The organism is Streptomyces sp. NPDC003379, from assembly GCF_053589195.1.
The window spans coordinates 93,901-119,825 of the sequence record NZ_JBSFRK010000001.1 but is presented as its reverse complement, the minus strand read 5'-3'; the positions used below and the strand labels follow the sequence as shown (position 1 = coordinate 119,825).

Below are 25,925 nucleotides of genomic sequence, written 5' to 3'. Positions count from 1 at the left end.
CGCTACTCGGTCTGCGGCACCCGCTCCAGCAGCGCCACCGGCGACTCGGCGAACAGCTCCTCCACGCGCGCGTGCCCCTCGAACCCGCGCCCGGAAGCGAGCAGATCCGCCCACCGCCCCGCCGGGAGCGGCAGCTCCGTCCCCCGCCAGCCGCCCTCCTCCGCCAGGCGCAGGGACAACCGCGTCGCCGCCACCACGACCTCCCCCGAACGCGCGTACGCCACACAGTGCGCGGCGCCCGGCCCTTCGGCCACCAACGGCTCGTACGTCGCCGCGTCCCCGAACAGCTCCGGACGCCGCCTCCGCAGCCGCAGCGCCACCGCCGTCAGCGCCAGCTTCTCCTCCGAGAGATCCCAGCACTCCCGCCGCGCGTCCAGCCGCTCCAGGACATGCGGCTGGAAACGCGCGGGCTGCCGATTGTCCGGATCGACCAGCGCCCGGTACTCGCCCTCCGTCCCCTGATACAGATCCGGCACCCCGGGCATCGTCAGATGCAGCAGCGCCGCCCCCAGGACGTTCGCCCGCACATGCGGAGCCACCTCCCGCGCGAACGCCGCGACCGCGTACAGCGGCGGCCCGCACGGCCCCGCCTCCACGAAGGCTCCCACCGCCTTCTCGTACGCCTCGTCGGGCTCCGTCCAGCTGGTGTGCAGACCCGCCTCGCGCACATGCTTGACCAGCGCGTTCTGCAACCGCCCGTCATAGGGGAAGCCGAACCCGACCGCCGTCTGCCAGGCCGCCCACGCCACTTGGGGGTCCGGGGCACAGACACCGCCCTCGCGCGCGGTCTGCTCGGTCAACTCGGCGAGCAGGTCCGCCCAGCGCTCCGGACACTGCGTCAGGACCGAGATGCCCGCACGCACGTCCGCGCTGCGTTTCGTGTCATGCGTCGTCAGGACCGTGCCCGTACAAGGCCAGTCGCGCTGCACGCGCGTGCAGTACGCGTGGAACTCCTCCACCGGGACCGCAGGGCGCTCCGGCGCGCCCCCCACCTCCGTGGCCGACAACAGCGGCGCATGCCGGTAGAAGGCCGTGTCCTCGACCGCCTTCGCACGCAGCGCGGACGCGGTCTGCGCGAAACGCGCACGGAACGCCGCCACAGCGTCCCCTGAACCCCCGTCCGCCGTCCTCACCTGGCCCAGCGCCATATCCCGTACGACATCGACGGTCGCGGCCTCCTCCGGCACCGTGAACGCCGCCCTGGCCTCCTCGGCCGCCCGCTCCGTGAGCACCGTCTCGGGGGCCGCGCCCCCGGAGACGTACGGCCGGTAGACCTCAAGCCGCACCAGCAGCTCCCGCAGCGCCGTCCGCAGCGCCCACGGCGCGTGGTCCCGCAGCGCCGGGTCGGCCGCGCAGACCGCCGCCGCCGTACGCGTGAGGCGGTCGATCTCCGCGGCCAGCTCGTGCGTGACGACCTTGTACGCGGCGCGGCGCACCGTCGCGCCCCACTCGCCGCCCCGGTCGGCGGGCGGCGCGGCGAAGCGGCGGTACTGGCCGAGGAGTTCCCCCGCGCCCGCCGGGTCGGTGAAGACGCCGTCGAGGTGGCGCAGCGCGTCGTAGCCCGTGGTGCCCGCCACCGGCCAGGCGGCCGGCAGCCGCTCGCCGTCGGCGAGGATCTTCTCGACGACCGTCCAGCGCCCGTCCGTCGCCTCGTGCAGCTTCTGGAGGTACGCGCCCGGATCCGCAAGCCCGTCCGGATGATCGATCCGCAGCCCGTCGAAGACCCCCTCGCGGAGCAGCCGCAGAATCGTCCCGTGCGTCGCCTCGAAGACCTCCGGGTCCTCGACCCGCACCCCGATGAGGTCCGAGATCGTGAAGAACCGCCGGTAGTTGAGCTCCGTACGGGCAAGCCTCCACCACGACAGGCGGTACCACTGCGCGTCCAGGAGCTCCGGCAGCGGCAGCTCCCCGGTGCCCTCGCGGATCGGGAACACGTGCTCGTGGTAGCGCAGTACGTCACCGTCGACCCGCAGCGCCGTCAGCTCGTCCCCGAGCCTGCCGCCGAGGAACGGCAGCAGGACGCGGCCGCCGCCCGCGTCCCAGTCGATGTCGAACCAGCGCGCGTACGGCGAACCGGGGCCCTCCCGCAGCACCTCCCAGAGCGCGTGGTTGTGCTTCGGCACCGCGGCCATGTGGTTCGGCACGATGTCCACGACCAGGCCGAGCCCGGCCTCGCGGGCGGTGCGTGCCAGCGACCGCAGCCCTTCCTCACCGCCCAATTCGTCCCGCACGCGCGCGTGGTCCACCACGTCGTAACCGTGCGTCGACCCCGGGACCGCCTCAAGGACCGGCGACAGATGCAGATGCGAGACACCCAGCGAGGAGAGGTACGGAACAGCCGCCTCGGCGGCGGCGAAAGGGAACCCCGGCTGCAGTTGCAGCCGGTACGTGGCGGTCGGCGAAGGAGGCACCGCGGGCCTGGAGCGCTCTGACGTCATGCGAAGGTACGTACCCGCCCCGACGGCTTTCGTGTCATCCGCTCATGCGTGTGCGCACCACGGCGTCGTTAGCGTCGGACGATGGCTCAGAGCACGCGCAACGCGTATCGCACAGTGATCGGCATGACCGGGCCGCTGCTGCCCGTCGTCTCGTTCTTCGGCCGGCTCCCCGTGGCCATGATCCAGTTCGGCAGCGTGCTCCTGGTGACGGAGACCAGCGGATCGCTGGCGACCGGCGGCGTCGTCGCCTGCGCGCTCGCGCTCGGCCAGGTCGCCCTCGGACCGTACGTCGGGCGCCTCGCGGACCGACACGGCCAGCGCACCGTCGTCCTTGCCTTCTCGCTCGTCAACGCCGTGGCGATCACCGCGTACACCGCGGGCGCCGTCGCGGACCTGCCCACGCCCGCCCTCGTCGCCCTCGGCGTCCTCGCGGGCGCGACCATCCCCGGCATCGGCCCGCTGGCCCGGGCCCGCGTCGTCCCACTGGTCAGGCAGAAGGGCGGCGACGACCGGCTCGCCGGCACGGTGCTGTCCCTGGAGAGCACCATGGACGAACTGTCCTTCGTCCTCGGCCCCGCGCTCGTGGGCCTCGCGTCCGTGGCGGGCCACCCGGCGTACGCGTTCAGGGCGGCGGCGCTGCTGGTCGCCGTCTGCGGCACGGGCTTCGCCCTGCATCCCACGGGACGTACCCCCAAGGCGGACACCGCCGGGCCGTCACGCGTGCGTGGGGCGCGTCCGCGGCTGCCACGCTCGGTGTACGTGGTGCGGGTCGGGCTCGTCTTCCTGGGGGTGCTGCTCGGGGCCTGCGGGGCGGGCATCACCGCGCTGACCGAGGAGCTGGGGCAGCGGGGACAGGCCGGGCTCGTCTATGCGGCGATGGGCGTCATGAGCGCCGTGGTGGGTCTCTCCATGGCCGCGCTGCCGGAGCGCTTCGGGCTGCTCGCACGCTGGCGCGTGGCGACGGCGGCCGCGGCGCTCCTGTCGCTGCCCCTGGTGTGGACGGACACCCTGGCGGGCCTCTACGTAGTGGTCACCTTCTTCGGCGCGATCTACGCCCCGAACCTCATCACGGGCTTCGCGCTGACGGAACGCGCTGTGCCGCAGCAGCGGCTCGCGGAGGGCATGACGTTCGCGGCGAGCGCGTTCATCGGCGGCCAGGCGGTGACGCTGGCGGTGGCCGGGCGGCTTGCGGAGGTGTACGGGGCGGGGGCGGCGTTCGGGCTGGGGAGCGCGGCCGCGGCGGTCGCGTTCGTCATCGCGATGATCGCCCGCCACGAGCCGCCCCGCGCCGCGACCCCCGCCCAGCCGCCCCGCGCCTCCGTCACGCCGGACGTTGCAGCACCGTAAGGCTCCGGTCGGCCAGCCTCACCCGGTCTCCCGCCCGCACCTTCGGCCCCGCCTCCGACGGCACCCCGTCCGCACACGCCGTGTCAACGACGACCTGCCACTGCCGGCCGTGGTTGACCGGCACCACGAACTCCAGCGGCCTCGGCGACGCGTTGAACATCAGCAGGAACGAGTCGTCGGAGATCCGCTCGCCGCGCGGCCCCGGCTCCGAGATCGCGTTGCCGTTCAGGAACACGCTCAGCGCCCGCGCCTGCGAGGCGCCCCAGTCGCGCTGCTCCATCTCCTCGCCCTCCGGCGTGAACCACGCGATGTCGGACAGCTCGTCGTGCGTGCCCTGCACCGGGCGGCCGTGGAAGAACCGCCGCCTGCGGAACACCGGATGGTCCCGCCGCAGCATCGCCATCGCGCGCGTGAACGCCAGTATCGGACTCTCGCCGTCCGGCCAGCGCACCCACGCCACCTCGTTGTCCTGGCAGTACGCGTTGTTGTTGCCGCCCTGCGTGCGCGCGAACTCGTCGCCGTGGCTGAGCATCGGCACGCCCTGGGAGAGCATCAGCGTGGCGATGAAGTTCCGCATCTGCCGCTCCCGCAGCGCGAGCACGTCCGGATCGTCCGTGGCGCCCTCGGCGCCGCAGTTCCAGGAGCGGTTGTGGCTCTCGCCGTCCTGGTTGTTCTCGCCGTTCGCGTCGTTGTGCTTCTCGTTGTACGAGACGAGGTCGTGCAGGGTGAAACCGTCGTGGCAGGTGGTGAAGTTGATCGACGCCAGCGGGCGGCGCCCGTCGTCCTGGTAGAGGTCGGACGAACCGGTCAGCCGGGACGCGAACTCCGCGAGGGTGCGCTGCTCGCCCCGCCACAGATCGCGCACGGTGTCGCGGTACATGCCGTTCCACTCGGTCCACAGGGGCGGGAAGTTGCCCACCTGGTAGCCGCCCTCGCCGACGTCCCATGGCTCGGCGATCAGCTTCACCTGGCTGACCACCGGGTCCTGCTGTACGAGGTCGAAGAACGACGAGAGGCGGTCCACCTCGTGGAACTGCCGCGCGAGCGTCGCCGCGAGATCGAAGCGGAAGCCGTCCACCCGCATCTCCGTGACCCAGTACCGCAGCGAGTCCATGATCATCTGGAGGACGTGCGGCGACCGCATCAGGAGCGAGTTGCCCGTCCCCGTGGTGTCCATGTAGTAGCGGGGATCGTCCATGAGGCGGTAGTACGAGGCGTTGTCCAGGCCCTTGTAGGACAGGGTGGGGCCCAGGTGGTTGCCCTCGGCGGTGTGGTTGTAGACGACGTCGAGGATCACCTCGATATCCGCCTCGTGCAGCGCCTTCACGGCCTGCTTGAACTCCAGTACCTGCTCGCCCCGGTCGCCCCAGGAGGCGTACGCGTTGTGCGGGGCGAAGAATCCGATGGTGTTGTAGCCCCAGTAGTTGTTGAGGCCGATGTCCACCAGACGGTGGTCGTTCACGAACTGGTGGACCGGCATCAGTTCCAGCGCGGTCACGCCCAGCTCCGTGAGGTGCTCGACGATCGCCGGGTGGCCGAGCGCCGCGTACGACCCGCGCAGCTCGTCCGGGAGGTCCGGGTGCAGCATCGTCAGGCCCTTCACATGGGCCTCGTAGAGCACGGTCTCGTGGTACGGGGTGCGCGGCGGCCGGTCGTCGCCCCAGTCGAAGTACGGGTTGACGACCACCGACGTCATCATGTGCGGCGCCGAGTCGAGGTCGTTGCGCTTGCCGGGGTCCTCGAAGTGGTAGCCGTACACCTCCTCGCCCCACGCGATGCGCCCGCTCACCGCGCGCGCGTACGGATCGAGCAGCAGCTTCGCGGAGTTGCAGCGGTGCCCCCGCTCGGGTGCGTAGGGGCCGTGCACGCGCAAGCCGTACCGCTGTCCCGGCATGATGCCGGGGACGTAGGCATGCCGGACGAACGCGTCGGACTCGCGCAGCTCGACGGCCGTCTCCGAGCCGTCGTCGTGCAAGAGGCACAGCTCCATGCGCTCTGCGGCCTCGGAGAAGACCGCGAAGTTCGTGCCGGCTCCGTCGTACGTGGCACCTAAGGGATACGCCTGCCCAGGCCAGACCTGCATGAATAAGACTCTTTCACTAACGCCCCCTCGGGTCGGGGCCACTTTGGCCAGAGTCTGCCCAAAAGTGGGGCAACCACCTGGGAGTTGAACCCGTCTATCCGTCTGACCACATACTCGGCATGCCCATGAACAGGGCGCCAGGGGAGTAGGGGGAGTAAGTGCGAGAGATAGTCAGACGCCACCTGGGGAAGGTGGTGGCGGGCGCGGCGGTCGCGTCGGCCGCCACCGCCGTACTGGTGGGCGTCAATCTGTCCGAGTCGCAGGCGGACGCGTCGGGGGACCGTCCGGCCAACGCGGCAGCGGCGAAGCAGGACGCCATCGCGAAGGACGGCGTCATCGAGGCCGCGCCCGAGGAGGGCGCGAAGGGCATCGGCAGCGATCCGCTGACCGACGAGGAGATCGAGCGGGCCGAGAAGGTTTCGGTCAGCGGCCAGATGCGCTCCAGCGCCCGGGACGTGGAGGGGGACCGCGGTCCGCAGCTGCTGTCCACGAACCTCAGCGAGCCGGACCCGACCGACGTCGGTGCCGCGGCCCCGCGCAAGGCGGAAGTCGTCTACTACGACTACAAGAAGGACGCCGTCATCACCAAGACGGTCAATCTGGAGACCGGCAAGGTCGACGACTCGACCACCGCACAGAACGTCCAGCCGCCGCCCAGCCAGGAAGAGCTGACCGAGGGCGCCAAGCTGCTGATCGGCGATCCGCTCGGCAAGGGCCTGAAGAAGGACTTCAAGCACGCCACCGGCAAGGCGCTGGCCGGCCCCGACCAGCTGCAGCTGAGCGGCATGGTCTTCCGCAAGGAGACCGTGAAGCACGTGCCGTCCTCTCTGACCGAGTGCGGCAAGCACCGGTGCCTCCAGGTCGTCACGAAGGTCAAGAGCGGCCCGTGGATCGACACCAGGTCGCTCGTCGTCGACCTGAGCACCCGCACCGTCGGCCGCCTCGGCTGATTCCGGCCATCCGCGCACGACACCACAGACCAACTTCTCCTCGTACGAGGGAGTGCACACCACCATGCACGTCAAAAGACTTTCGCGCGCCCGCGACCGGGCCACCATGGCCGTCGCGGTCTCCGCGCTCCTCGGCGGCGCCCTGAGCGTCGCCGCCCCCGCCTCCGCCGCCCCGCAGGCGCCGAGCGCGCCCACCGCGGCGGCCGACTGCAGTGACGCCTACAAGATCGAGCAGACCGTCGACGGCGGCACCACCTGGCGCATGTGCTGGCACTACAACACGCTCTCCGGCCTGATCCTCGACAAGATCAGTTACCAGCCGAAGGGCGAGGCGAAGCCGATACCCGTCCTCACCAGCGCCCGGCTCGCCCAGGTGCACGTCCCCTACGACGACGGTCAGGCCGAGTACGACGACATCACCGGCACCGACTTCGGCCAGAAGCTGCAGAACCTCCAGCCCGGCGAGTGCCCCGGCGGCACCATCAAGACCGTCAAGGTCCCCAGCCGGGGCGACGTGAAGGGCCTGTGCACCACCACGCGCGCGCGTGGGCACGCGTACCGCCTCAACGACGACGAGAGCACGGGCGGTACCGGCAAGGTCTACACGGGGCAGGGCAAGGACCTGCTGGTGTACACGGTGAACAAGGCGTCCTGGTACGAGTACATCACCGAGTGGCGCTTCTCCTCGGACGGCACCATCACCTCCAACGTGGGCGCGACCGGCAGCCTCTCGCCGTACGACTACGACGGCGGCGACAGCCGCGGCTGGCCCATCGGCAAGGGCGACCAGGCCAAGGCCGAGAGCCACGCCCACAACGTCTTCTGGCGGCTCAACTTCGGCCTGGACGGTTCGCCGAAGGCCAAGGTCGAGCAGTACGACTCGAAGGTCACCCCGCCCACCGGCCAGGGCAGCCCCACCACGAAGACGACCCGTACGAAGGTCACCAAGGAACTCGCCGGTGACCGCAAGGACATGCGTTGGTGGCGTGTGGTCAGCGGGGCCGGCAAGAACAAGGACGGCCACCCCAGGTCGTACGAGTTCGTGCCCGGGGCCAGCAACAAGCACGCGGGACGGCCGTTCACCAAGCATGACGTGTTCTTCACCCAGTACAAGAAGTGCGAGCAGTACGCGAGCAACAACATCGGCTGCCCGGCGGGCTCGCCGACCAGTGTCGACAAGTGGGCCAATGGGGAGAACCTCACGCACCCCATCAGCTGGGTGCACATCGGTTTCCACCACATCGCCCGTGACGAGGACCAGCAGCCGATGCCGGTGCACTGGCAGGGCTTCTCGCTGGCCCCGCGCGATGTCACGGCTATGAGCCCGCTCACTCCGCAGGACCTGGCGAACCAGAACGGCCAGCCCCCGATGGGCGGTTGAGAAAACACCCTGTGCATCCGGCTGCACCGCCCGCCGCTCCCGGAGTACCCTTCCTTGATCGTTGACCGGGGGAGTGGCTCGGGGGAGCGGAAGGCGGTGCGCGGGTGAGCTCGGGTGGGCGGGAGCTGCCCCCTGGTGACGAGGGTCACGAGGGGGGCTCCGCGGACGTACCCGCCGGAGCGGTGTCCTTGGCGCGGCCGATGGAGATGGGATCTCAGATCGGACCGGAACTGGACTGGGACGCCGACGCCTGGCGCGAGGTCCGTACGCGTGCCCAGCGTGCGGGGCGGGCCTACATCTGGCTGAATCTGGTCGAGCAGCGGCTGCGCGCGGTCGTGGCCGCTGTTCTGCGTCCCATCTACGAACCCGTCCACACCGACGACTGGGTCGTCGCCGCGGCCGGTCCCGCCGGGCAGGAGTGGGTGCAGCGGGCCGTCGCCGTACGCGAAGTGAGCCGCCGCAAGGGTTACTTGCTGGACCCGGCCGACGACAACGTCCTCAGCTTCCTCACGCTGCCCCAGCTGCGCGAGCTGATGGTGCAGCACTGGCCGTGCTTCGAGCCGTACCTCGACGACCGGCGCGACGTCGAGCTGGCCCTGGACGAGCTGGAGGTCACCCGGAACGTCGTCTCGCGCAACCGCGCCCTGTCGGAGGCGGTCCTCGCCCAGGCCGAGCGCGCGTCGGCCAAGCTCCTGGACATACTCGGCGCGGGCACCGACACGCCGTCCGCGCGGCGGCTTCCCGTGGACGCGGTCGAGGATCTGGTCGGCGACCGTTACGCGGATGTGGTGGCCGTGCACCCGGACCGGGTGCGCCTCCTGCGCCAGTTCCCCGCCGAGGACATCTTCGGCGGCGCCCGCCGCCTCGACGCGATCGGTATCGGCCTCAACCTTCTGGCGCAGAACTTCTCGGGGCGGCGTCTGGTCCGGCTGGCCGAGTCGGGGTGCCGGGTGCGGCTGCTGTTCCTCAACCCGGCGAGCAGCGCGGTCAAGCGCCGGGAGCGGGAGCTGGGCATCAAGAAGGGCGAGTTGAGCCGTTCCGTCGAGATGAACATCTTGCACATGCGCCGGGTGCGGGCGCGCCTGCGTGATCCGGGGGCCTTCGAGATCCAGGTCTTCGACGAGACGCCGCGCTTCACCGCGTATCTGGTCGACGGGGACGGGGCGGACGGTATAGCTGTCGTCCAGTCGTATCTGCGCAGGACGCGTGGGATGGAGGCGCCGGTGCTCGTGCTGCGCGGCGGCGGCCGCGTGGTGAAATCGGATGATCCGGGCGATGGTGGCCTTTTCGCCACATACCGCGAGGAGTTCGAGGTGGCGTGGGCGGACTCGCGGCCGGTGTCCTGACCCGTTCCATGGCACGCCCCATGACCCGCCCCGGCCCGGGTGAGTGGAACGCGGACCTCGGATTGTCAGTGGCGCATGGGATCGTGGTGGTCACTGGGGGAAAGCACCACGAGGAAGGGGGCGGCCATGGGCTGGCACCAGGAGCTGCTGATCGGTTTCGACCTGGAGACGACCGGGACGGATCCGGGCGAGGCACGCATCGTCACCGGGGCGGTGATCGAGGTCAAGGCCGGCGAGACGCTGGGGCGCCGCACCTGGCTGGCGGATCCGGGAGTTCCGATTCCGGACGAGGCGGTGGCCGTGCACGGCGTCACGAACGAGCGGGCCGCGGCCGAGGGCAGGCCCGCCGCCGAGGTGGCCGACGCGCTCGCCGACGTCCTCGTCTCGTACTGGCAGTCGGGCGTCCCGGTCGTCGCGTACAACGCGGTCTTCGACCTGAGCCTGCTCGCCGCGGAGCTGCGGCGGCACGGCCTGCCGTCCTTGCGCGAGAGGCTCGGCGGCGCGGAGCCCGGCCCGGTCATCGATCCGTACACCATCGACCGTTCCGTGGACCGCTATCGCAGGGGCAAGCGGAATCTGGAGGCGGTCTGCACGGAGTACGGCGTGGTCCTGGAGTCCGCCCACGACGCCGCGGCCGATGCCCAGGCGGCCGCCCGCCTCGCCTGCGCGATAGCCGGCCGCCACCCCAAGGTCGCCACCCTCGGCCCCGCGGAGCTGCACCGCCGCCAGATCGAGTGGTATGCGGAGTGGGCGGCGGACTTCCAGGACTTCCTCAGGAAGAAGGGCAATCCGGACGCGGTCGTGGACGGGGTGTGGCCCCTCAAGGAGCCCATACCCTCGGCGAGCTGAGCCGGAAGCCGTCGGCGAGCCGAGTCAGAAGGGGTACCAGCGCACCTCGGCGTCACCGTCCCGCAGGGACGCCACCCGCCGCCGGAACTCGGCGAGCGCCTTCGGGTTGGAGGGCGCGTGCTGCGCGACCCACGCACAGCTGGCCGTCTCCCGGGCGCCGCGCAGCACCGCGCACCCCTCCCACTCCCGCACGTCCCACCCGTAGACCGACACGAATCCGTCGTACGCCTCCGGGGGGAGCCCGTACCGGTCGCGGGAGAGCGCCATGACGACCAGATCGTGCTCCCGCAGGTCGGTGGAGAAGGTCTCCAGGTCCACGAGCACCGGGCCGTCCGGACCGATCAGGACGTTGCGGGGCAGCGCGTCCCCGTGGATCGGTCCCGGCCGGAGGTGCGGGGTCAGCGCGGCCGAGGCCGTCGCGAACCCGTCCCTGCGCTCGCGCAGATAGTCGGCGTCCGCCGGATCGATCGTGTCACCCGCGAGCCGCAGCCAGCGCTCCACACCGCCGAGCAGTTCGCGCCGAGGGAGTTCGAAGGAGGGGGAGTCCAGTGCGTGCACGAGACGCAGCAGCGCGGCGAGGTCACGCGGTTCGGCGGGGCGCACGGCTTCCGGGAGCCGGTGCCAGAGCGTCACCGGGTGGCCGTCGACCACCCGGGGCTCGGCCTCGGCGGCCCGCACGGCGGGGACGCCCGCCTTCTCCAGCCAGCGGGCGACGGCCAGTTCGCGCCGCGCCCGGTCGAGGAGTTCGGGGGCGTCGCGGCCGACCTTGACGACCAGGCCGCCGACGCCGAACACCGCGTTCTCGCCGAGGGCGAGCAGCTCGGCCCCACTCACCGGAACCGCCAGCTCCGCCGCGTCCAGTACGTGCCGCGCCCGTGCCTCGTCCATGCCGTGCCTCCCGCACCCGTTGCCCCGTTTCGCCGACAGTCTCGCATTCACACAGGCCAACAGGCATGCGAGGTGGCTGCGCAGCTGCTTGACGTATCAAGATCACATCAGCACGATGACGGGGGCCGCCAGGGCGGCCAGACCCGTATGAGCCGCCCGAAGGAGCCGATTCCGTGACATTGGCGACCGCGACGAAGCGGTCAGCGAGAGGCGCGCCGGACCGCGGGGTCGCGGACCACGGCGCGTGGTTCCTCGTGCTGCCCGCACTGATCCCGATCCTCGTCCTCAGCGTCGGCCCGCTCCTCTACGGCATCGCGCTGGCCTTCACCGACTCCCAGGCGGGCCGCACCGAGCCCACCCAGTGGATCGGTGCTCTCAACTTCCAGGACCTGCTGCACGACACGCTGTTCTGGGACTCGTTCCGCATCGGGCTGCTGTGGGCGTTCGGCGTGACCGTGCCGCAGTTCCTCCTCGCGCTGGGTCTGGCCCTCCTGCTGAACCAGCCGCTGCGGATGCGCTGGCTGGCGCGGGCGCTCGCGATCATCCCCTGGGCGATGCCCGAGGTGGTCGTCGGCATCATGTGGCGGCTCGTCTACCACCCGGACGCGGGCGTGCTGAACGAGACGCTCTCCGACCTCGGCCTCGGAGCCGGCAAGGACTGGCTGACCGGCACGGCCACCGCGCTCCTCGCCGTGATCGTCGTCGGCGTCTGGGCGGGCATGCCGCAGACCACCGTGGCCCTGCTCGCCGGGTTGCAGAACACGCCGCGCGAGTTGCACGAGGCCGCCGCGATGGACGGCGCGGGCGCCTGGCGGCGCTTCCGTACCGTGACCTGGCCCGCCATCAGACCGGTCGCCCTCGCCATCACGGCGCTCAACTTCATCTGGAACTTCAACTCCTTCGCCCTGGTCTACGTCCTCACCCAGGGCGGCCCCGGCGGCCGCACCCGCCTGCCCATGCTCTTCGCCTACGAAGAGGCCTTCCGCTACGGCCAGTTCGGCTACGCCGCGGCCATGGGCTGCGTGATGGTCGCCGTGATCTCCGTCCTCCTCGCCTTGTACCTCGTGGGCCGCCTGAAGGGAGGCGACGAGGCATGATGCGTACGAAGAAGTCGACCCGCGCCGCGCAGTACGCGGCGCTCGCCGCCTACCTCGTCTTCCTCGCCTTCCCGTTCCTCTGGCTGATCTCCACGGCCTTCAAGCCCGCACGGGAACTGGGCAGCCTGCACCCCACCTGGATCCCCAAGGACCCGACCCTGGAGAACTTCCGGCAGGCCTTCGACGAGCAGCCGCTCCTCCAGGCCGCCGGCAACTCCCTGGTGGCGGCGGTCAGCGCGGCCCTGATCTCGGTCGTCATCGCGACGCCGATGGCGTACGTCATGGCCAGGCACCGCACCCGCCTCGCGCGGGCGGCCACCGGCTGGGTGGTGGTCAGCCAGGCCTTCCCGTTCGTCCTGATCATCATCCCGCTCTTCCTGATCCTGAAGAACCTCCACCTGATCAACTCGCTGCTCGGACTGATCATGGCGTACGTGGTGTGGTCGCTGCCCTTCGCGCTGTGGATGCTCGTCGGGTACGTCCGCGCGGTGCCCGCCGAGCTGGAGGAGGCGGCGGCGGTGGACGGGGCGAGCAAGGCGCGTACGTTCGTGTCGGTCGTCGCGCCGCTGCTCGCACCCGGCGTCGTGGCCACCGCGATGTTCGCCTTCATCACCGCATGGAACGAGTTCTTCTTCGCGCTCGTCCTGCTCAAGACCCCGGAGAAGCAGACGTTGCCGGTCATCCTCAACCGCTTCATCGGTGCGGAGGGCGTCGCGGACCTCGGGCCGCTCGCCGCCGCGGCGTTCCTCGCGACGATCCCCTCGCTGGTCATCTTCGCGATCATCCAGAAGCGGATCACGGGCGGCATGCTGGCGGGGGCGGTGAAGGCCTGATGCGTGCCGTAGCGCGCCCGATCGCCGCCGCCGCGACGGCTCTCGCCCTGCTGCTCACCGGCTGCGGCGGCGACTCCGGCGACGGAGACGGGAAGATCACCCTCCAGTTCCAGTCGCTCGCCTGGCAGAAAGAGTCCGTCGACGCCAACAAGGCGCTGGTCAAGGAGTGGAACGCCACCCACCCCGACGTCCAGGTCGAGTATGTCCAGGGCAGTTGGGACAGCGTCCACGACCAGCTGCTCACCTCCTTCGAGGGCGGTGAGGCGCCGGACATCATCCATGACGCCTCGGACGACCTCGCCGACTTCGCGTACGGCGGCTACCTCGCGGATCTCGGCGAGCTGCTCCCCGAACGCCTCACGTCCGACATCCCGAAGCGCAGCTGGGAGACGACGACGTTCGGCGGCAAGGTCTACGGCGTGCCGTTCCTCCAGGAGCCGCGCGTCCTGATCGCCAACGCCAAGTGGCTGAAGGAGTCGGGCGTACGGATTCCCACGCCCGAGAAGCCCTGGAGCTGGGCGGAGTTCAGGGACGTCACCAAGGAACTGGGCGACGGCGAGGACGGGAAGTACGGCGTCGTCTGGCCGCTGAAGGAACCGGTCTCCGCGACGCTCAACCTCTCCCTGTCGGCCGGCGGCCGGATGTTCCACCGCGGTGCGGACGGCAAGGTAGACGTCCGCTTCGACGAGGGCGACGAGATCATGCCCCGCACGGTCCACGACCAGGTCAACAACGACAAGAGCGCCTCCGGGACGACCCTCGGCATGGGCGGTTCCGACACCCTGCCCGGCTTCTTCGGCGGGAAGTACGCGATGGTCCCGCTCGGCTTCTCCTACCGCCAGCAGATCGCCCAGCAGGCCCCCGAGGGCTTCGACTGGCAGGTGCTTCCCGCGCCCGCCGGGTCCCAGGGGCTCGCCCAGGGCGTCAGCCCGCAGACCCTGTCCGTCTCCGAGGACAGCCCGCACAAGAAGGAGGCGGCCGAGTTCATCGACTTCTTCCTCCAGCCGGGGAACATGGTGAAGCTGGCGCGCGGCGACTGGATGCTGCCGACCGGCAAGGAAGCGCTGAAGGACCCCGCGCTGCACACGGAGAAGAACGACTGGGCGACGGGCACCGCCCTCGCCGAGCATCTGCGCTCGGCACCCGCCCAGTCGGTGCGGGGCTACCCCGAGTGGAAGGACAAGGTCGCCACCCCGGCGTTCCAGGAGTACTACAGCGGGGCGATCGGCCTCGCGGAGCTGCGGAAGCGGCTGGTGAAGGACGGCAATCTGGTGCTCGCCAGATATCAGCGCTAGGAGCGCGTGGCGGGGCCGTGCCCCACGTGTGTCCGTAGGGTCGGGGGTGATGGGCAGCGGGCGCCGGGCCTTACACCGCCACCGACTCCTCCATCTCCTCCTCCTGCTCCTGCTCCGCCTCGCGGTGGGCGACGACCGGGGCCACCGCTGTGCGCCGGCGCCGCTCCCACAGCCCCGCGACGGCGACCATCAGCAGGCCGAGCGCGAGCCACGCGGTCAGCGTCACGACGTGCCGGCCGAGGTCGTGGCCGCCGAAGTAGAGGTGGCTGCGGATGCCCTCGACGAAGCCCGCGCCGTTCCAGAACGCGTGCAGCGAGCCGAAGAAGCCGTTCTGCAGCTCGGGCCGGAAGAGACCGCCGGACGTCGTGAAGTTCAGCATCACGAAGAGCACCATCATCGTCAGCGTCGTCCAGCGCTTGAGGAACGTATGCAGTCCTACGCCGATGAAGAGGACCCCGGCCGAGTAGAGCCAGGACATCGCCCAGACGCCCCAGAGGCCCTGGTGCGCCAGGTGGAAGATCGGCCCCGCGAGCGCCGCGCCGATGAGGCTGACCGCGAGGGAGACCCCCACGACGAGACCCGCGCGCGCCCGCATCCGCAGCCCCGCGCCCGCCGCGCCGAGCACGGCCACCGAGGCGTAGGAGCCGATGCTGACGGCGACGAGCAGGAAGAACAGGCCCTGGCCCGTGGGGTCGTCGGCCACCGGCGCCGCCACATCGGTGACCTTCAGCGGAACGCCCTGCTCTGCCGCGACCGGCGTGAAGATCTTCTGCACCGCCATCGCGCTCATGTCGGACCCGGCCGAGGCGACGATCAGCTCGGGCGACTTGGCGTCGGGGACATAGGCCCCGGCTATGTCCAGGGACTTGAGCGCGTCGACCGCCTGCCCGCGGTCGGCGAGGGTGCGTACGTCGAGCGCGTCGCCCGCCTTGTCCTTGACGGTCTGCGCGAGGACCTGGGTCTGCGGGCCCGTTCCGACGACGGCGATCGGCAGGTCGTTCGGCTCGGGCGTGACGAATGCGCCCATGTAGGCGAGGCCCATGCCGAGGCACATCAGCAGGGGCGTCACCAGATGGAGGAGGACATGGCGCAGGGTGTCGCGCAGTCCGGGGGCGGGTGCCGCGGTGGCGGACATGGGGGCTCCAGGTAGGGGGAAGGTAGTAGTTGGTAAATACAACTCTCTCTTGATGTTGTACTCTACAACCATTCGGGAAGAGGGAGAAATCGTGACCGAACGAGACGGTGTCCGCAGTGGCCCCACCCCGGGTCCCAGGGATGAGTCCATCGAGATCATCCAGCGGGAGATGACGGCGTTCGCCCGGCGGGCGCGTGCCACCGCCGCGCGGATGCACCCCGAGCTCTCACTCGTGTCCTTCACGCTGCTCAGCCACCTCGAAGACCGGGGCGGCTGCCGGGCCACGGACCTGGCCGCGCACTACACCCTCGACAAATCGACGATCAGCAGACAGGTGGGGGCCCTGGAGAAGGCCGGGCTCGTCGAGCGGCGGCTCGATCCGGCGGACCACCGGGTCCATGTCCTGCACCTCACCGACCGGGGCAACGACGTGCTGGCGCAGGTCGGCAACGCCCGCCGGGTCGCCTTCCAGGAACGCCTGGGGGAGTGGAGCGGGCCGGACCTGTCGCGGTTCGCCGCGTATCTCCTGCGCTACAACGAGTCGGCGGAGCGGGAGCCGGGCGTCGAATGAGGCGGTGAGTCGGCAGATGGGGCGCACATGCCCAATATGTTGCACGAGACGTATCGTCTCGCTTAAGGTCTGGGTATGACCCCACCCCGGCCCGACAGGCCCGCCCACATCGCCATGTTCTCGATCGCCGCCCACGGCCACGTGAACCCGAGCCTCGAAGTCATCCGGGAACTCGTCGCCCGCGGCCACCGCGTCACGTACGCCATCCCGCACGCCTTCGAGGGGAAGGTCGCCGAGACCGGCGCCGAACCCCGGCTCTACGACACGACGCTCCCGTCGCCGGACGACGACCCGGACGCCTGGGGCACCGAGCTGATCGACAACATCGAGCCGTTCCTCGCCGACGCGATCGAGGTCCTGCCGCGGCTCGCCCGCGCCTACGAGGGCGATGAGCCCGACCTCGTCCTGTACGACATCACCTCGTACCCGGCGCGGGTCCTCGCCCGTCGCTGGGGCGTCCCCGAGATCTCGCTCTCGCCGAACCTCGTCGCCTGGGACGGTTACGAGGAGGAGGTCGCCGAGCCGATGTACGCGGAGCTGAGGGAGTCCGAGCGCGGCCGGGCGTACTACGACCGCTTCGTCGGCTGGCTCGCCGAGAACGGCGTCACGCAGCACCCCGACTCCTTCGTCGGCAGGCCGCCGCGCTCGCTCGTGCTGATCCCGAAGGCGCTGCAGCCGAACGCCGACCGGGTCGACGAGAGCGTGCACACGTTCGTCGGCGCCTGCCAAGGTGACCGGGTGGCGCAGGGCGACTGGGAGCGGCCCGCCGGCGCGGAGAAGGTGCTCCTCGTCTCGCTCGGCTCGGCCCTCACCAAGCAGCCCGGCTTCTACCGCGAGTGCGTCAAGGCCTTCGGGGACCTGCCGGGCTGGCACGTGGTGCTCCAGGTCGGCAAGCATGTCGACGCGAGCGAGCTCGGCGAGGTGCCGGGGAACGTGGAGGTGCACCACTGGGTGCCGCAGCTGGCGATCCTCAGGAAGGCGGACGCGTTCATCACGCACGCGGGCGCGGGCGGCAGTCAGGAGGGGCTGGCCACCGCGACGCCGATGGTGGCCGTGCCGCTGGCCACCGACCAGTTCGGCAACGCCGACATGCTGCAGGGGCTCGGTGTGGCCCGGCGGCTGCCGATGGCGGAGGCGACTGCCGACGTGCTGCGCGAGGCGGTCCTCGCGCTGGTCGAGGACCCCGAGGTCGCCCGCAGACTGGCCGCGGTCCAGGCCTCGATGGCGGCGGAGGGCGGCACGCGGCAGGCGGCCGATCTCATCGAGGAGGAGCTGGCGAAGGCGCGGGCCGCCCGACCCTCGGCGTAACGCTGTGTGACGCCATTCAGTAAAAGCCGGGACATTTGGTAACGCTCAGGTAACGCGGCACTGTCCTGGAAGGGCCATTGACTCGTCCTGAAAGGTTGACTGTTACCCCCGGTGAAAGGTTGCACGCCGGGAATCTTGTGACTTGCACGAACCCCTCCCTAGCGTGAGGTGAACTTTCGTCGAACGCCAGGAAGTTGACCCCACATGCGTCGAGACATACCGCCCCTCGCCGAGGTGCGTCGCATCACTCAGAAGAAGCGCGACGCGTGGTGGACCGTGTTGCTTGTCGACCCGGTCGCCACGCCGCTCGTGCGGTTCACCGCGATGCGCACGAGAATCACGCCCAACCAGATCACGTGGGGCGCGTTCCTTCTCGGTCTCGGCTCCGCCGCGTGCTTCGCGCTCGGCGACTGGAAGTGGCTCGCCCTCGGCGCCGTCATCTACCACCTCAGCTTCATCCTCGACTGCATGGACGGCAAGGTCGCCCGGCTCACCGGACAGGGTTCGGTCTTCGGGGCCTGGCTCGACTTCGTCTTCGACCGCATCCGCGTCATGGTCTGCGGCGTCGCCCTGATGGGCGGCCAGTACGAGCGCACCGGCGACACCCTCTACATCTGGCTCGCCCTCGTCGTCGTGGCGCTCGACACCCTGCGGTACATCAACTCGCTGGAGATCTTCAAGATCCGCCACTCCATGCGCAAGCAGATCAAGTCGCGCATGCGGGCCGCGCGGCGCGCGCTGAACGCGGCGGAGCTCGCCTTCATGGAGGACCTGCTGCGGGACAACCCCTCGGCGGACATCGAGCAGGACCTCCAGCGGGCCGCGGACGAGGCCGACTACGCCCCGCAGACGGCGGAGGGGACCGGTGCCGACGGGGAGGCGGCGCCGGTCGCGCCGCCCAAGAAGCAGGTGGTCGACCTGCACCAGGAGTTCCGGCGGAAGTTCCCCGCATATCTGCGGGCCCGCTCCTTCCTGCTGCGCCACCGCATCCGCGCGCACCTGGTGAGCGGCATCGAGTTCCAGATGGGCGTCTTCATGATCGGCCCGCTCTTCGACGTGGTGATCCCCGCGACGATCGTCTCCGGTGCGCTGCTGCTGGTCTTCGAACTCGCCATCATCTACAAGCTGCTGCTGTCGACGCGTGACTTCACGCGGACGATCGACTCCTTCGAGGAGCAGAAGGTTCCCGTCGCGGCGTAATCCGCGTCGTCCGTACGTCGTTCGTACATCGTTCGTACGTCATGTTTACGCCATGCCGGGCGGGCTGGGATCTCCAGCCCGCCCGGCATCGCGCTGTGGGGGGACGCTCGCGCGTGGGGCGCAAAATGCTTGCCGTCACCCGGAGTTGGGGTGCTTGGGTCCCTGGATGTCCGTTCCGATGCGGCAAGATCCGGTTTGTTATTACAGAACCTTGTTGAACAAGTCACAGCTGCATGTAGGTATTGATCTGCGCGCGTCAATCAGTCAGGGTTTCGTCCCAACACCCGGAGATCTTCCGGGCGTCAGGGGACGTCGCGACGACTTGTTCGCCACGGCACTCCTCTGGCAAGACAGCTGAATACCCCCCACATCCCCCCACACACCACGAGGAGACCCCTCCTTCATGGCAACTCACAAGCGCGCCCGCACGATGAAGCTCACCGCCGCGATAGCCACCACCGCCACCGCGATCGGTGTCACCGTCTTCGCCACCTCCTTCGCCGGCGCGGCCACCCCCGCCGAGGGCAAGGTCTACGGCGCCGACGCCAAGGGCGCCGTCGCCGGCAGCTACATCGTCATGCTCGACGAGAAGGCGGACAAGGACGCGAAGTCCGACCTCGCCGAGGAGTACGGCGGCGAGCTCAGGCGCAACTACTCCTCCGCCATCAACGGCTTCTCGGCCAAGGGCCTGACCGAGACCGAGGCCAAGCGCCTGGCCGCCGACCCGGCCGTCGGCAAGGTCGTCCAGTCGAAGAGGTTCACCATCGACGCCACCCAGGCCAGCCCGCCCTCCTGGGGCCTGGACCGCATCGACCAGGCGGACGCCGCGGGCGACAGCAAGTACACCTACCCGGACGCCGCGGGCGAGGGCGCCACCGCGTACGTCATCGACACGGGTGTCCGCGTCAGCCACAAGGACTTCGGCGGCCGCGCCACCTCCGGCTTCGACGCCATCGACAACGACGACAACGCCGACGACGGCAACGGCCACGGCACGCACGTCGCCGGGACCATCGCCGGTGAGGCGCACGGCGTCGCCAAGAAGGCGAAGATCGTCGCGGTCCGCGTCCTGGACGACCAGGGCTCCGGCACCACCGAGCAGGTCGTCGCGGGCATCGACTGGGTCACCAAGAACCACCAGGGCCCCTCCGTCGCCAACATGAGCCTCGGCGGCGGCGCGGACGAGGCGCTCGACGCGGCCGTCCAGAAGTCGATCGCCGCGGGCGTCACCTACGCGGTCGCCGCCGGCAACGAGTCCAGCGACGCCGCCCAGGTCTCCCCGGCCCGCGTGAAGGAGGCCATCACGGTCGCCTCCTCCACCAAGGACGACGCGCAGTCGGACTTCTCCAACTTCGGCTCGGCCGTGGACCTCTACGCCCCGGGCTCGGACATCACCTCCGCCTGGAACACCGGTGACGACGCCACCAACACCATCTCCGGTACGTCGATGGCGGCCCCGCACGTCGTGGGCGCCGCCGCCGTCTACGTCGCCGCCCACCCGGACGCCAAGCCCGCGGACGTCGCCAAGGCCCTGACCGACGGCGCCACCCCGGACAAGATCTCCAACCCGAGCGAGGGCACGCCCAACAAGCTCCTGAAGGTCGTCGAGTAACCCTCGCCGCCCACTGAGCCGCGGCCGCCGTGCCCACCCCCACGGGGCACGGCGGCCGCTTCACCGTCCGCGCACGCATATCGTGTGCGCATGGTGACCAGGACATACGTGGAGATGACCCGTGTCTGAACACACCCCCGCCGTGGAAGCCGCCATCGAGGGCGAGCTGCGCCTCCTCGACCCCGAGGCGCGGGCCTCGCCGAAGCTCTTCGGGGCGCTGCTGCACCCGGAGTTCACGGAAATCGGCGCGTCCGGCACGCGCTGGGACCGGGAGTCGATCGTAGGGGTCCTCACGGCGCGCCCCGACCCCGCGAGCCGCGCCACCACGACCTCCCACATGCGGGGCGTCCAGCTCGCCGACGACCTGGTGCACCTGACCTTCGACACGGACACCAGCGGCCGCCGCGCCCACCGCAGCTCGCTGTGGCGCCGCACGGGCGACGGGTGGAGGCTCTGGTTCCACCAGGGGACACCCTTCAGCGAGGGGTGAGGGGCTGCTGAACCCGGGAGGTCAGCAGCAGAGTAGTGCTGCCGTTCTCCTCCGGAACCTCGCGCTGCTGGGTGTAACCGAGGCGTTTGAGGACGGTGATGGAGGCGGTGTTCTCCGCGTCCACGGTCGCGTGCACCTCGGCGAGCCCGAGGGTCTCGTGCCCGTACGAGGTCAGCAGCCGCGCCAGCTCCGTCCCCAGACCGAGGCCCCAGCTCTCCCTGGTCAGTCCGTAGACGATCTCGTGCCCGTCGAGCCAGGTCTCCGGGGAGGGCTTGATCTCGGCGTGCCCGACGTAGCGCCCCTCGTACCGCACCGCCCACACGGGAAAGCGCTCCTCGGCGTAGACGAGGCTGAATATCCGCCCGAACAGCGCGCGGTCCTCCGCCGCGCTCTGCATCCCGTCCCCGAACCAGCGGCCCACGGCCTCGTCCTGGAAGAGCGCGACGAAGTGCGCCTCGTCGGCGGCGGCATAGGCGCGGAGCGAGAGACGTTCGGACCGCAGTTCGGGTGTCATCCGCGAGACGGTATGGGGCGGGGACGGGCGGGGCAAGCGCTTTACCCCACCGTTCGCGGCAGCCCGATGGGATTGGGGTAGGGCAGGACGCCGGAGTTCTGGATGGAGCGGGCCGCCGGGTGGAGGGCGGCGAGGAGGGTGTCCGCCGCGGGGATGGTGAGGGGACGCAGCAGGCGGTCCGACAGGCGGTCCGTGTCGTCCTCGATCAGCTCGCGCTCCGTCACCCCGCGTTCGGTGACGCGGCCCGCCGTGTCGATCAGGCCGCGGCCGCGCAGCCGGTCCACGGACGTCTCCCACTCCTCCTCGCTCCAGCCGCGGTCCTGGCGGATGCGTGCCGCGTCCACCCTGCCGGTCGCGGCGGCCAGGGCGAGGGCCTCGCACGCGTCCAGGCCGTGGTCGGCGAGGGCCGCCACATGCGCGTCGCCGCGGAACTCGCGTACGCAGGTGGACAGTTGCCACAGGCGTTCCACCGGGTCGGCGCGGTCCGTCAGGTCGCGGTTGGCGGCGAACAGGGGACGGGCCAGTGGCGGCGCGTCGTCGACCACGGCTGTCAGGGGTGGGTTGGCCGCTGTCGTCAGGACGGCTATGTCGGGGACCAGTTGGCGCAGGGCGCGGGCCGCGAGGCGGGCCCGCTCCTCGACGACCCGGTCCGGTGAGGCGTACTCCCAGGCCGAGGGCAGGGCGCGCGCCACCATGCCCGGCGCGAAGACACCGAGTGCCGCCGAGGCGACGCCCGGCCCGACGCGGCCCATCGGCGCGGTACGGGCGGCGAAATACCCCATCCAGAAGCCCTTGAGGCCCACCGCGCGGCCGAGGCCGCGGCAGCGCTCCTCGAAGTAGATCACCGCGTGCAGGGGTTCGGTCCGCAGCCACAGTGTGCGGGATCGGCTCGGGGTCATGAACCCACAAGCTAGGCCAGTGCGGGAATCCGCGCCAGAGGAGCAACGGGGCAGGCCTCGGGCGCGTACGTCTCGTCGTAGCGCCGCACGAGCAGCCGCGCCACCGCTGGTGCGGGGCCGAGGACGTCCGCGAGTACGTCCGCCCCGGCGGCGCCCCGCGCGATGCGGTCCGGCAGGAAACCGGGCGCGAGGACGTAGGGGGCGACCGCCACTCGCCGTACTCCGGGCACGGCACGCAGTGCGCGCACGGCGTCCTCCGTGCGCGGCAGGGATGCGGAGGCGAACGCAGGCCGCACGGCACACCAACCGGTGAGCCGCCACTCCCGCGCGATTTCAGCGATCACTGCGATCGCCTCCGGGTCGGATGACCCCGCCGAGGCCAGCACGACCCCGGTCGAGGACTTGTCGGCGGGGTCGAGCCCCGCCTCGTACAACCGCTGCTCCAGGGCGTGCAGGAGGAGCGGGGACGGGCCGAGTACCGGTGCCTGGCGGATGCGCAGGGACGATGGGGCCTCGCGCAGCACCGCCGGGATGTCCGCCTTGGCGTGGAACGCGCGCGTCAGGAGGAGCGGCAGTGCCACGACGTCTCGTACGCCTTCGGCCGCGAGCCTCTCCAACACATCCGGCACCGAAGGGGCGTTGAAGTCCAGGAAGCCCGTCTCCACCCGGAGCCCCGGGCGCAGCGAGCGCACCCGGCGCACCAGCGCGTGCACGGTCGCGGCGTGCCGCGGGTCGCGGCTGCCGTGGGCGATGACGAGCAGCACGGGCCGGTGCGTGAGGAGTACGGGTCGGCGCATGGTGAGTCAGCTCTTCACGAGGAGACCGCGGCCGCGCAGCACGCGCCGCTCCAACGGACTGAAGATGAGCAGGTCGATGGCGATGCCGACGATCAGGATGAGGAAGATGGCCAGGAAGATCATGGGCATGGAGCTGGCGTTGCGGCCGTTCTCCAGGAGCTGGCCGAGACCCACACCCAGCTCCGGCGACGACGCGATGATCTCGGCGGCCATCAGGGAGCGCCAGGAGAACGCCCAGCCCTGCTTGAGCCCCGCGAGATAGCCGGGCAGCGCCGCCGGGAGCACGATGTGCCAGGTGTGCCGCAGCCCCGTCGCGCCGAGCGTGCGGCCCGCGCGCAGGAACAGGGGCGGCACCTGGTCGACGCCCGACACCAGGCCGTTGGCGATGGACGGCACGGCGCCGAGCAGGATCACCGCGTACATCATCTTGTTGTCCAGGCCCAGCCAGAGCACCGCTGGCGGCACCCAGGCCACGGAGGGAAGCGACTGGAGTCCGGAGAGGATCGGGCCGATCGCGGCCCTGATGAACCGCACCCGGGCGACGATCAACCCGAGCGGCGTGCCGATCGCCAGGGCGAACACGAAGCCGAGCAGGCCGCGTGAGACGGATGTCCAGATGAAGTCGAGGAGCGTGCCCTGCAGCCACGCCTCGCGCACCTCGTCCCAGACCGCGGACGGCGAGGGCAGCTTGCCCGGGTCGTCGACGACCTCGAAGGAGACCAGCGCCTGCCAGACCAGCAGGACGAGCAGCACCGCGGTGAGCGGCGGAAGCACCTTCTGCACCAGGACCTGGCGCACCGGGGTGCGGACGGGCCCCGCGGTGGTCTCCAGGGCGTCGAGCCCCGCCTCCAGGCCGGCGAGGTCCTGGCTGTCCCCGGCCTCCTTGGCCGCCCCGGCCTCCTTGATGGGGCCGGTCGTCTCAGTGCTGGCCATGTCGGCGGATCTCCCCACGCAGTTTCTCGGTGATCTCGACGGACAGTTCCGCCACGGCGGAGTCCTCGATGCGGCGCGGGTGCGGGATGTCGACCCGCCACTCGTGCGCCACCCGGCCGGGACGCGACGAGAGGAGCACGACGCGCTGGGCGAGGCGCACGGCCTCGCGGACGTTGTGCGTGACGAAGAGGACGGAGACGTTCGTCTCGCGCCAGACGCGGGTCAGCTCGTCGTGCAGCACGTCACGGGTGATCGCGTCGAGCGCCGCGAACGGCTCGTCCATCAGCAGGAGCCTGCTGTCCTGCGCGAGTGCGCGGGCCAGCGCCACGCGCTGGCGCATGCCGCCGGACAGCTCGTGCACGCGCTTGCCGTACGACCCCTGCAGCCGGACGAGTTCGAGCAGCTCCTCGGCCTTCGGGCGGCGCTCCGCCTTGGGTACGCCGCGCAGCTTCAGGGCGAGTTCGATGTTCTTGCCCGCGGTCAGCCACGGGAAGAGCGCGTGCTCCTGGAACATCAGGGCGGGCCGGCCGTCTGTCGTGATGGCGCCCGCCGAGGGCTTGTCGAGCCCGGCGACCAGATTGAGCAGCGTCGACTTCCCGCAGCCCGAGGCTCCCAGGAGCGTGACGAATTCGCCCGGCGCGACATCGAGCGTGATGTCGTCGAGGACGAGCTGGGACCCGGCGGGACCGCCGAACGACTTCGATACGTGCTCGATCCGGGCGGCCTGCGTTGTCGCGGTGCGGATGTCGTCCGCGGCCTCGGCGAGGGTGGTCGCCATGGTCGTCACCTCCTGGGAACTCCTGGGAACTGGGCTTATTCCGGGACTACTCGACGCCGAGACCGGCGTCGTCGACCGGGGACTCACCCGCGGCCTGGAGGACCTTGTTCAGCGGACGGAGGTCGTAGATGCCCTTGAGGTCGGGCTTCTCCAGGAGGCCGGCCTTGACCGCGTGGTCCGCCTCCGCGTCGAGGGTGGCGGCCAGCGGGTCGTTGGTCGTCCGGATGGACTTCCACGCCGGGTCGAGGACCTCGGCGGGCAGCGCCTTGCCGGAGTCCGCCTTGAGCTGGGCGTTCGCGGCGGCCTTCGCCTTGTCCGGGTTCTTCTCGATCCACGCGTTGGTCTTCACGGCGCCGCGCAGGACGGCCTCGACGACCTTCGGGTGCTCCTTCAGGAAGCTCTGCTTCACGATGATGTTGGTGATCACGAACTTCTTGTCCGGCCAGAGGTCCGCCTCGTCGAGGAGGACCTTGCCGCCCTCGGCGACCAGCTTGGACGCGGTCGGCTCTGGCACCCAGGCGCCGTCGATGGAGCCGGACTTGTAGGCGTCCGGGGTGATCTTGTTGTCGGTGCGGATTACCGACACGTCGCCCTTGCCGCTCTGCGCGTCGACGTTCCAGCCCTGCTCGGCGATCCAGTTGAGGAAGGCCACGTCCTGGGTGTTGCCGTGCTGCGGCGTCGCGATCTTCTTGCCCTTGACGTCGTCCAGGGACTTGATCTTCTCGGGGTCCACCACGAGCTTCACGCCGCCGGAGGCCGACCCGCCGATGATGCGCAGGTTCGTGCCCTGGGACTTGACGTAGCCGTTGATGGCGGGGGAGGGGCCGATCCAGCCGATGTCGATCGAGCCCGCGTTCAGCGCCTCGATCTCCGAGGGACCGGCGTTGAACTGGGAGTACTTCGCCTCCGTGCCGCCCAGCTCCTTCTGGAACAGGCCCTCACGGCTGCCGACCAGGGCGGTGGCGTGGGTGAGGTTCGGGAAGTAGCCGATCTTCACGCTGTCCAGGCCGTCGATCTTCTTCGCGCCCGCGGCGATCTTGGACTTGTCGTCCTGGTCCGTCGCCTCGGAGCCGTAGCCGCAGGCGCCGAGCGCCAGGGCCAGCAGGGGCAGCGCCGCCAAGGCGGCGAATCGGGTACGTGGTGCAGGCACGGGAGGTGGTCCCCTCGTAGGCCCGGCGCAC

23 protein-coding genes are annotated in these 25,925 nt (G+C 70.6%); 13 read left to right on the top strand and 10 right to left on the bottom strand.

Annotated elements, in window-relative coordinates:
- Window positions 1–2: 2 nt before the first annotated feature.
- On the bottom strand, window positions 3–2,438 hold the full coding sequence (gene treY, locus ACWDVB_RS00520) for a malto-oligosyltrehalose synthase (protein ID WP_451513326.1): 2,436 nt from the start codon (window positions 2,436–2,438) through the stop codon (window positions 3–5).
- A gap of 81 nt (window positions 2,439–2,519) precedes the next feature.
- On the opposite strand from treY, the gene ACWDVB_RS00515 reads away from it, so the two are divergent.
- A complete protein-coding gene (locus ACWDVB_RS00515) occupies window positions 2,520–3,785 on the top strand; it encodes an MFS transporter (RefSeq protein ID WP_451513325.1) in 1,266 nt (421 codons plus the stop codon).
- On the opposite strand, the gene glgX is transcribed toward ACWDVB_RS00515, so the two are convergent.
- Window positions 3,760–5,868: a glycogen debranching protein GlgX gene (gene glgX, locus ACWDVB_RS00510; RefSeq protein WP_451513324.1), complete on the bottom strand. Its 2,109-nt coding sequence runs from the start codon at window positions 5,866–5,868 to the stop codon at window positions 3,760–3,762. The genes ACWDVB_RS00515 and glgX overlap by 26 nt on opposite strands.
- Before the next feature lie 158 nt (window positions 5,869–6,026).
- On the opposite strand from glgX, the gene ACWDVB_RS00505 reads away from it, so the two are divergent.
- The 4 genes from ACWDVB_RS00505 to ACWDVB_RS00490 all read left to right on the top strand — a co-directional run bounded on the left by ACWDVB_RS00505 (window position 6,027) and on the right by ACWDVB_RS00490 (window position 10,394).
- Window positions 6,027–6,818, top strand: a complete 792-nt coding sequence (locus tag ACWDVB_RS00505) for a Tat pathway signal sequence domain protein (RefSeq protein WP_451513323.1) — start codon at window positions 6,027–6,029, stop codon at window positions 6,816–6,818.
- 64 nt (window positions 6,819–6,882) lie between these two features.
- Window positions 6,883–8,199 carry a copper amine oxidase gene (locus ACWDVB_RS00500; protein ID WP_451513322.1) on the top strand — a complete coding sequence of 439 codons (1,317 nt, stop codon included), beginning with the start codon at window positions 6,883–6,885 and terminating at the stop codon, window positions 8,197–8,199.
- Between the two features lie 104 nt (window positions 8,200–8,303).
- Window positions 8,304–9,545, top strand: coding sequence for an SAV2148 family HEPN domain-containing protein (locus tag ACWDVB_RS00495; RefSeq protein WP_451513321.1), 1,242 nt, complete (start codon window positions 8,304–8,306; stop codon window positions 9,543–9,545).
- Between the two features lie 126 nt (window positions 9,546–9,671).
- Window positions 9,672–10,394 carry an exonuclease domain-containing protein gene (locus ACWDVB_RS00490; RefSeq protein WP_451513320.1) on the top strand — a complete coding sequence of 241 codons (723 nt, stop codon included), beginning with the start codon at window positions 9,672–9,674 and terminating at the stop codon, window positions 10,392–10,394.
- Between the two features lie 24 nt (window positions 10,395–10,418).
- Here the strand turns inward: ACWDVB_RS00490 and ACWDVB_RS00485 are convergent, their stop codons facing one another.
- On the bottom strand, window positions 10,419–11,282 hold the full coding sequence (locus ACWDVB_RS00485; RefSeq protein ID WP_451513319.1) for a phosphotransferase enzyme family protein: 864 nt from the start codon (window positions 11,280–11,282) through the stop codon (window positions 10,419–10,421).
- Window positions 11,283–11,455: 173 nt separating this feature from the next.
- Here ACWDVB_RS00485 and ACWDVB_RS00480 point away from each other — a divergent pair, with 173 nt between their 5' ends.
- Genes ACWDVB_RS00480 through ACWDVB_RS00470 form a run of 3 tightly spaced genes read left to right on the top strand, consistent with a single transcriptional unit; the run spans window position 11,456 to window position 14,507 of the window.
- On the top strand, window positions 11,456–12,379 hold the full coding sequence (locus ACWDVB_RS00480) for a carbohydrate ABC transporter permease (protein ID WP_451513318.1): 924 nt from the start codon (window positions 11,456–11,458) through the stop codon (window positions 12,377–12,379).
- Window positions 12,376–13,212, top strand: coding sequence for a carbohydrate ABC transporter permease (locus tag ACWDVB_RS00475; RefSeq protein ID WP_451513317.1), 837 nt, complete (start codon window positions 12,376–12,378; stop codon window positions 13,210–13,212). The genes ACWDVB_RS00480 and ACWDVB_RS00475 overlap by 4 nt, the downstream gene beginning before the upstream one ends.
- A complete protein-coding gene (locus ACWDVB_RS00470) occupies window positions 13,212–14,507 on the top strand; it encodes an ABC transporter substrate-binding protein (RefSeq protein ID WP_451513316.1) in 1,296 nt (431 codons plus the stop codon). The genes ACWDVB_RS00475 and ACWDVB_RS00470 overlap by 1 nt, the downstream gene beginning before the upstream one ends.
- Before the next feature lie 70 nt (window positions 14,508–14,577).
- Here ACWDVB_RS00470 and ACWDVB_RS00465 read toward each other — a convergent pair whose 3' ends face one another.
- The gene (locus ACWDVB_RS00465) at window positions 14,578–15,642 is read right to left on the bottom strand and encodes a hypothetical protein (RefSeq protein WP_451513315.1); all 1,065 of its coding nucleotides are present in this window, start codon (window positions 15,640–15,642) and stop codon (window positions 14,578–14,580) included.
- Window positions 15,643–15,811: 169 nt separating this feature from the next.
- Between ACWDVB_RS00465 and ACWDVB_RS00460 the strand changes: the two genes are divergently transcribed.
- The 5 genes from ACWDVB_RS00460 (at window position 15,812) to ACWDVB_RS00440 (ending at window position 20,823) form a co-directional block, all read left to right on the top strand.
- Entirely contained in the window at window positions 15,812–16,213 is a 402-nt protein-coding gene (locus ACWDVB_RS00460) for a MarR family winged helix-turn-helix transcriptional regulator (RefSeq protein ID WP_451513516.1), read from the top strand.
- 75 nt (window positions 16,214–16,288) lie between these two features.
- Complete coding sequence (mgt, locus tag ACWDVB_RS00455) at window positions 16,289–17,521, top strand: macrolide-inactivating glycosyltransferase (RefSeq protein WP_451513314.1); 1,233 nt, start codon at window positions 16,289–16,291, stop codon at window positions 17,519–17,521.
- 204 nt (window positions 17,522–17,725) lie between these two features.
- Window positions 17,726–18,721: a CDP-alcohol phosphatidyltransferase family protein gene (locus ACWDVB_RS00450; protein WP_451513313.1), complete on the top strand. Its 996-nt coding sequence runs from the start codon at window positions 17,726–17,728 to the stop codon at window positions 18,719–18,721.
- A gap of 403 nt (window positions 18,722–19,124) precedes the next feature.
- Complete coding sequence (locus ACWDVB_RS00445; RefSeq protein WP_451513312.1) at window positions 19,125–20,333, top strand: S8 family serine peptidase; 1,209 nt, start codon at window positions 19,125–19,127, stop codon at window positions 20,331–20,333.
- A gap of 121 nt (window positions 20,334–20,454) precedes the next feature.
- On the top strand, window positions 20,455–20,823 hold the full coding sequence (locus tag ACWDVB_RS00440) for a nuclear transport factor 2 family protein (RefSeq protein WP_451513311.1): 369 nt from the start codon (window positions 20,455–20,457) through the stop codon (window positions 20,821–20,823).
- On the opposite strand, the gene ACWDVB_RS00435 is transcribed toward ACWDVB_RS00440, so the two are convergent.
- Genes ACWDVB_RS00435 through ACWDVB_RS00410 form a run of 6 tightly spaced genes read right to left on the bottom strand, consistent with a single transcriptional unit; the run spans window position 20,810 to window position 25,894 of the window.
- Complete coding sequence (locus ACWDVB_RS00435; protein WP_451513310.1) at window positions 20,810–21,337, bottom strand: GNAT family N-acetyltransferase; 528 nt, start codon at window positions 21,335–21,337, stop codon at window positions 20,810–20,812. The two genes, ACWDVB_RS00440 and ACWDVB_RS00435, sit on opposite strands and share 14 nt — an antisense overlap.
- Window positions 21,338–21,378: 41 nt before the next feature.
- Window positions 21,379–22,236 (bottom strand): SCO6745 family protein, encoded by an 858-nt coding sequence (locus tag ACWDVB_RS00430; protein ID WP_451513309.1) that lies wholly within the window; start codon window positions 22,234–22,236, stop codon window positions 21,379–21,381.
- Between the two features lie 11 nt (window positions 22,237–22,247).
- Complete coding sequence (locus ACWDVB_RS00425) at window positions 22,248–23,033, bottom strand: sirohydrochlorin chelatase (protein WP_451513308.1); 786 nt, start codon at window positions 23,031–23,033, stop codon at window positions 22,248–22,250.
- 6 nt (window positions 23,034–23,039) lie between these two features.
- Window positions 23,040–23,966 (bottom strand): ABC transporter permease, encoded by a 927-nt coding sequence (locus tag ACWDVB_RS00420; RefSeq protein ID WP_451513307.1) that lies wholly within the window; start codon window positions 23,964–23,966, stop codon window positions 23,040–23,042.
- Window positions 23,953–24,744 (bottom strand): ABC transporter ATP-binding protein, encoded by a 792-nt coding sequence (locus ACWDVB_RS00415; protein WP_451513306.1) that lies wholly within the window; start codon window positions 24,742–24,744, stop codon window positions 23,953–23,955. Before ACWDVB_RS00415 ends, ACWDVB_RS00420 begins: the two co-directional genes overlap by 14 nt.
- Before the next feature lie 46 nt (window positions 24,745–24,790).
- Window positions 24,791–25,894 (bottom strand): aliphatic sulfonate ABC transporter substrate-binding protein, encoded by a 1,104-nt coding sequence (locus ACWDVB_RS00410; RefSeq protein WP_451513305.1) that lies wholly within the window; start codon window positions 25,892–25,894, stop codon window positions 24,791–24,793.
- Between the last annotated feature and the right edge of the window lie 31 nt (window positions 25,895–25,925).